The following is a 5218-nucleotide window of genomic DNA, read 5'->3' on the forward strand; positions in this document are numbered from 1 at the left end:
CCCAAAGGTCAGCGCCGTGATCTCCTGCAAGCGCGGCAGATCGCCCGGGCAAAAGAGGCGCAGTGAGATGATCTCAGTAGTTTCCATAGCCCGTGTTATCCAGCATCCAGAGAAGCACGCCGACAATCGCGCCGGGCTGGTCCAGGTAGTACTCTGTCAAATCCACATGAACATCGGAGCCGTGGAGGCGCAGAAAGCGCCAAGTGCTTCCTGTGGTCACGGCTCCGTAGACGGTCTCGACGGGCTTGCCTTGTTGCTGGTTGAAGAGCCGCGCCGCGACCAGCTCAGCGATACACTGCCCCATTCCGCCGCGCAGGTTCTCGTTCTTAGCCTCGACAACAGCGACCACAGGCGCTTCAATGGAGAAGTGTGTAGGAGAGAGCGAGAGCAGGTAGTCGCAGAAGCCCACCAGTCCCTGCGCAGCATCTACCGAGAACTCCATCCCGGAGAACAGGCTGATCGTCTCGTGTTTGTGACGCCGCGCCTCTAGCAAGATGGGCGCGATAATCATCTCCGAGCGCGCTTTCTCTGTGGACATCGCCAGCGCTAGGGGAGCAAACTCACGAAGCGTCTCCTGAAGCCATGAACTGACCTCGACAGAAGTCGCTTCGGAAAAGAGATCATCTTGCTCGTGAATCTCCAGCCCAAACTGGCGCTTCACCTCGTTCAGCGTAAACGCATTGTAGGCCATGCCAGTAGTTTACCAGAGAGCCTTGGCTCGAAGGAAGCTAGAAAAGTTTACCCGTTGTCCAGCCTTGAGCATGGGCGGCTTGCCAAGAGCGATGATCCGTATTGCGGTACCGGCTAAGAGGAATGGGAGCGGCAGCTTTGCCCGCGAGCTCACCCGCATCATAGGCTTTTAGGTGCCGCCCAATCGCCTCGCCGAATTTCACAGGGACGGCGTTACCGATCTGTTTATAGCGGTCTGTGAGGTTGCCTTCGAATATCCAGCTATCGGGAAACGTTTGGACACGTGCGTACTCTTGAACGGAGAGGGGGCGGTTCTCTTCGGGGTGTGCGAGATCGGTCGCAGGCATGGTCGGGCACGTGACAAGGGTCGGGGCGGGGCGATCCCAAGCAAGGCGACGGTAAAAGCCAACTTTTCCGCCGCCCGCGTCGTAGGCTTTTCCCATCGCAGCCCGTTGGAGATGCGCGGGAATGTCGCGCCAGTTTTGCCCCGCTTTGAGCATCCGATAGAACTGGAGGCGGCGCTCGGGGAACTTCACGGCCTCGGGCGCTGCCGTCAAGCCTTCCACAGCGTCTTGAAATGTCCGCCACGGGGCCATATCGTAGCGCTCTTCTTGGTCGTGGGTGGGAAAGAGATAGGGAACGGTACTCCCATCGCGTGCGCCGACCATCACCACGCGCTCTCGAATCTGGGGCACCCCGAAGTTGGCCGTGTTGTAGAGCTCGAAGCTAACTTCGTAGCCAGCATCTTTGAGACGGGCCAGAATATGGAGCAACGCGCCGCCCGGTTTTTCTTCATCGAAGGGAGAGATACCCGCATAGTCACGGTCGCTATGGGGACGATGTACCATCGGGGTAGAGAGAATCCCCCGGACATTCTCGATAACGATGTACTTGGGCCGCAACTCTCCGATCAGGTCGATAAAGTGCAGGAAGACGTTCCCCCGCTCATCGTTAAGCCCAAGCCGCTTTCCCGCCGTAGAGAACGCTTGACAAGGAGGCCCACCGACGATGGCAAAAAGCTCCTCACGCTCAATCTTAAGATCGCGCATAAGCTGCTCTGCCGTCAGGTCACGAATATCGCCATCATACAGCTTCAGCTCAGGCCGGTTCCTTCGGATCGTCTTGCAGGCCGTGGGGGCAAACTCATTCGCCGCCAGGGATTCTAAGCCCGCCGCTTCCAGGCCAGAGTCTAGTCCCAATGCTCCACTGAAGAACCCGAGAAATTTGTATTTTTCCATAGCTGAAAAGCACCTTGTACAGGTTGCTGTATTATACTTGTCATGTCACAGCCTGTCACGCTCACACGGGAGCACTTTCTTGATCTTGCAAAATCTGCTTGTCAGGAACTCAACGGCACATGGAGTCCCTCTCTTGAGCAGCTCCTCACCTTTGGTTTCGGGGTGCCTACCTCTCTCCCTAAGAAGGGGGGCAAAGAGCTACTTCTGCCGTCCTCTGAGGATGAAATTCGTGCCTATCTGAAGAAATACATCGGCGGTTATCTAGCAGAGCGCCAGCGCAAGATTGTTTTGAAGCAGGTAGCGACGACTCCCGATCCAGCCGTGGATGAAGTTCTTAAAGCCTTTGAGGGAATTCAGCCCGAGGCGTTTGCGGAGATCACAAAACTTCATCGGCTCTCTATGGCGGCAGAGAACTTGATAGGGACACTACTTGAACATTACCTTGCGGAGTGCTTGGAAAAGCGCGGCTGGGTATGGGCCTGTGGAGAGACTTTACGGGCGATAGATTTTCTCCTACCGGGGGAACCACCCGTTTTACTACAAGTCAAAAATCGAAGCAACTCCGAGAATAGTTCTTCATCAGCGATTCGCCTTGGGACAGATATTAAGAAGTGGTATCGCATTAAGGCAGAGTCAGGGCAGACTAACTGGGAGAAACTCCAGAAAGACACAGGAGTAGTTGTCAGTGAAGAAGATTTCTATGCCTTCATTCGACGTACTGCCTTGACCTCATCAAAATAGCCTGCAACCAGATTTCGAGTGTCTGTGTCACAAGTAGTAACGAGAGGCTCCGGGGTTTGGGGGACGCTCCCCCTACCACCGGCGAGAGGGCCAGAACTGCTGCGGAGGCCACGATGAGCTGCTAGACGAAGGGTAGGAGCAGCCATGAGCGCGTGATGAGCACGCAGGAGACGACGATGAGCAGTAACGAGACCGCTATCGGTAGTGATGAGAGCCTGATTAGTAGCAATGTGAGCACGACGAGCGCCAATGAGTGCGCAAAGAGCAGTGAGGAGAGCGCGACGAGCAAAACCAAGCGCCCCACACCCGCCGAGCAGGACGAAGCCCTGGCGAACTTTATCTCCCAGAGCCGTGTCACCCTCGACACCCTCCTCGCCACCCCCGAGCTACTCGGACGGCTGTAGGACCATCTCTCCGGGTTCGCAGAACTTACCCACCTCTCTTCCCCTCATGACTCGCAAGCTTGTCGGGAAGAGAGGCTACCCTATCGTGGTAAGCTTGTCCCTCTTCTCAGCGAGGAACGAGCGGCAGGGGAAGAGGGAAGCCGTCTCAGCGGCAGGGAGATGGCAGGCGAGACTTTACGTGTACCAGCCGAAGATCCAGCTGACGAAGCTCCAGAACACGGGCACGACGATGCCACCAAGGGTCAGGCCAAGGGCGGCGGGAATAAAGCGCTGGTAGAGCGCAAGGCCGCCGTAGCGGAGAAAGAGTCCCTTGAGGAGCCAGACCATCAGAAACGCGGGCCAGTTGTACTCCATCGCAAAACAGACGGCGAGCGCGTAGCCGATCGGGTGGAGCGGAAAGCCCGCAGCGTGGTAGGAGAGCTTGGCGAGTATCCAGGTGAAGACACCCCCGACTCCCATAAAACTGATCTCCAGCCAGTCTGGGCCCTTGGGCTGATACGTCCACTCCCGAATGCGCCCGATGGCTGTCCCCGAGCCCGCCTCACGCCAACCACCCGACGCGAACTGGTCCTCGCCCACTTTGTAGGCCCAGTGGAGATAGGCCACCAGGCACGTGATTGCGCCCACGGCAAAGGCAATCAGCACCCAGATCCCCATCTTGCGTAGCGGCAGGCCCACGGCCTGCGCGATCTTGAAAGCCTCAAGCTGGTGGCCCATGAGCTGTCCGCGGTGATCCCGGTTAATCCAGTACATCTGCGAGAACGCCACGAGCGAGCCCGGCTCCTGGTAGAGCGTCCCAAAGAGTGTCGTGAGCATCTTCTGCGGATCAAGATAGTACAGCTCCAGAAACGACGGCCCCACCAGTGCATAAACGCGGGTCATCGTGACATTGAGCACCCAGAAAAAGCCATAGAACGCGGCGGCGATCAGCGGCGACATCCCGGACTGCACACTCCACCAGTAGAGAAACAGTGTCCCCAGCACCAGTGTTCGGCCTGCGACAGCGTAGGAGCCCGGCTCATTGGCATCGTCGGTGTGGCTTTTTTTGCCCCAGGAAAACGCGGCGTCCATAACTTGTGCGAGGTGCTTGCGCTCCGCCCAGATGAGTAAGAAAAACAGCACTGTCCAGGAGCCCGCGCTCTGTGCCCTGGTGTAGGGGAAGCCCTTTGCATCCCAGCCTAGCTCACGCCAGCCCTGGGCGTAGCCGAAGACTTCGAGCAGCTTGCGGGCAATAAAGAAGAACCAGCCAGAGAACAGAATATCCAGCGGAATCAGGTACGAGATTCCCAGGTGTACCGTGCTCCACGTGAGATACATCGGGGCCAGCGCCTTCCACGGCGAGGGTAGCCCCTCTAGGAGCTCCGTCGCCTGCCAGTCCAGCACCACTGCCGGGACATTGGGAAAGCGGTTGTGGATCACACTCAGCGACTCTAAAAGCGCTGAGAGAAAAAAGCCCACCCAGAAGAGTTTTCCTCCCGCAAGGCCCCCAAAGCCCCCATTGCGACAAAGCTCCAGCGGAAGCTGCACACAAGGAAACGCGAGTTTATCGTGCTCCACCCAGCGGCGGCGCAGGATCACATTCCAGGCCCACATGGTCGCCCCCAGGGCAAAGAGCCAGGTGAGCCAGCACCCCAGAGGAATCGCCCAGGCCCGCAGTCTCTCCGGCTCCCAGAAGCTCCCGTTGCCGCTGTAGTAGGGCTCGATAATCTTCGGGTCATGGGGCACGAGCCACGTGGGAATGTAGTGCCGAAACGCCCCCATAGAGTCGTTCTGTGCCGCCCGAAACGGGTAGGCCATCATCGGCCAGAGAAACTGCGCCTCGTCCTGGCCCGCAATGCTCGCCGCCACGGTGGAGATGCCGTAGATCAGCGCCAGCTCCTGCGGGGTGAAGCGCCACGCAGGCCGCCAGCGCCTCAGCAAGGCATTGACAACGCAGAGCGTAAAGAGAAGAAATAGCGACCCGGCAAAAAGTGTCAGGACGCTCTGGTAGTGCAGGACGACCGTCTGTGGGTAGATCTTAGTGACGATCTGGAGAATCGCGATCTCCACCGCCCCAAAAAGTCCGAGCAGCACTGCCCGCCATGTCATGTGAGGATTATACCTGTCAGGCGAGTTTGGCGCGAAGCTTGGCGCTGAAGAAGTCCA

5 protein-coding genes are annotated in these 5218 nt (G+C 58.1%); 2 read left to right on the forward strand and 3 right to left on the reverse strand.

Translation table 11 applies throughout. The features are described from left to right. Nucleotides 1–73: 73 nt before the first annotated feature. Nucleotides 74–691 (reverse strand): hypothetical protein, encoded by a 618-nt coding sequence (locus tag ACH2EH_RS08445; protein ID WP_395140732.1) that lies wholly within the window; start codon nt 689–691, stop codon nt 74–76. Nucleotides 692–728: 37 nt separating this feature from the next. After that, the gene (locus tag ACH2EH_RS08450) at nt 729–1928 is read right to left on the reverse strand and encodes a DNA cytosine methyltransferase (RefSeq protein ID WP_395140734.1); all 1200 of its coding nucleotides are present in this window, start codon (nt 1926–1928) and stop codon (nt 729–731) included. 42 nt (nt 1929–1970) lie between these two features. Here ACH2EH_RS08450 and ACH2EH_RS08455 point away from each other — a divergent pair, with 42 nt between their 5' ends. Continuing rightward, nucleotides 1971–2669: a SinI family restriction endonuclease gene (locus ACH2EH_RS08455; RefSeq protein WP_395140736.1), complete on the forward strand. Its 699-nt coding sequence runs from the start codon at nt 1971–1973 to the stop codon at nt 2667–2669. A 152-nt stretch (nt 2670–2821) separates the two neighbouring features. Continuing rightward, nucleotides 2822–3073 (forward strand): hypothetical protein, encoded by a 252-nt coding sequence (locus ACH2EH_RS08460; RefSeq protein ID WP_395140738.1) that lies wholly within the window; start codon nt 2822–2824, stop codon nt 3071–3073. A gap of 174 nt (nt 3074–3247) precedes the next feature. Here the strand turns inward: ACH2EH_RS08460 and ACH2EH_RS08465 are convergent, their stop codons facing one another. Beyond that, nucleotides 3248–5161: a DUF6785 family protein gene (locus ACH2EH_RS08465; RefSeq protein ID WP_395140740.1), complete on the reverse strand. Its 1914-nt coding sequence runs from the start codon at nt 5159–5161 to the stop codon at nt 3248–3250. Nucleotides 5162–5218: the final 57 nt, after the last annotated feature.

This window comes from Armatimonas sp., from assembly GCF_043760365.1.
Taxonomy (GTDB): Bacteria; Armatimonadota; Armatimonadia; order Armatimonadales; family Armatimonadaceae; genus Armatimonas.

What these genes read in the sequence shown, in the direction of transcription:
- ACH2EH_RS08445 (WP_395140732.1), bottom strand. Translation starts at nt 691, where the DNA reads ATGGCCTACAATGCGTTTACGCTGAACGAGGTGAAGCGCCAGTTTGGG.
- ACH2EH_RS08455 (WP_395140736.1), top strand. Translation starts at nt 1,971, where the DNA reads ATGTCACAGCCTGTCACGCTCACACGGGAGCACTTTCTTGATCTTGCA.
- ACH2EH_RS08450 (WP_395140734.1), bottom strand. Translation starts at nt 1,928, where the DNA reads ATGGAAAAATACAAATTTCTCGGGTTCTTCAGTGGAGCATTGGGACTA.
- ACH2EH_RS08465 (WP_395140740.1), bottom strand. Translation starts at nt 5,161, where the DNA reads ATGACATGGCGGGCAGTGCTGCTCGGACTTTTTGGGGCGGTGGAGATC.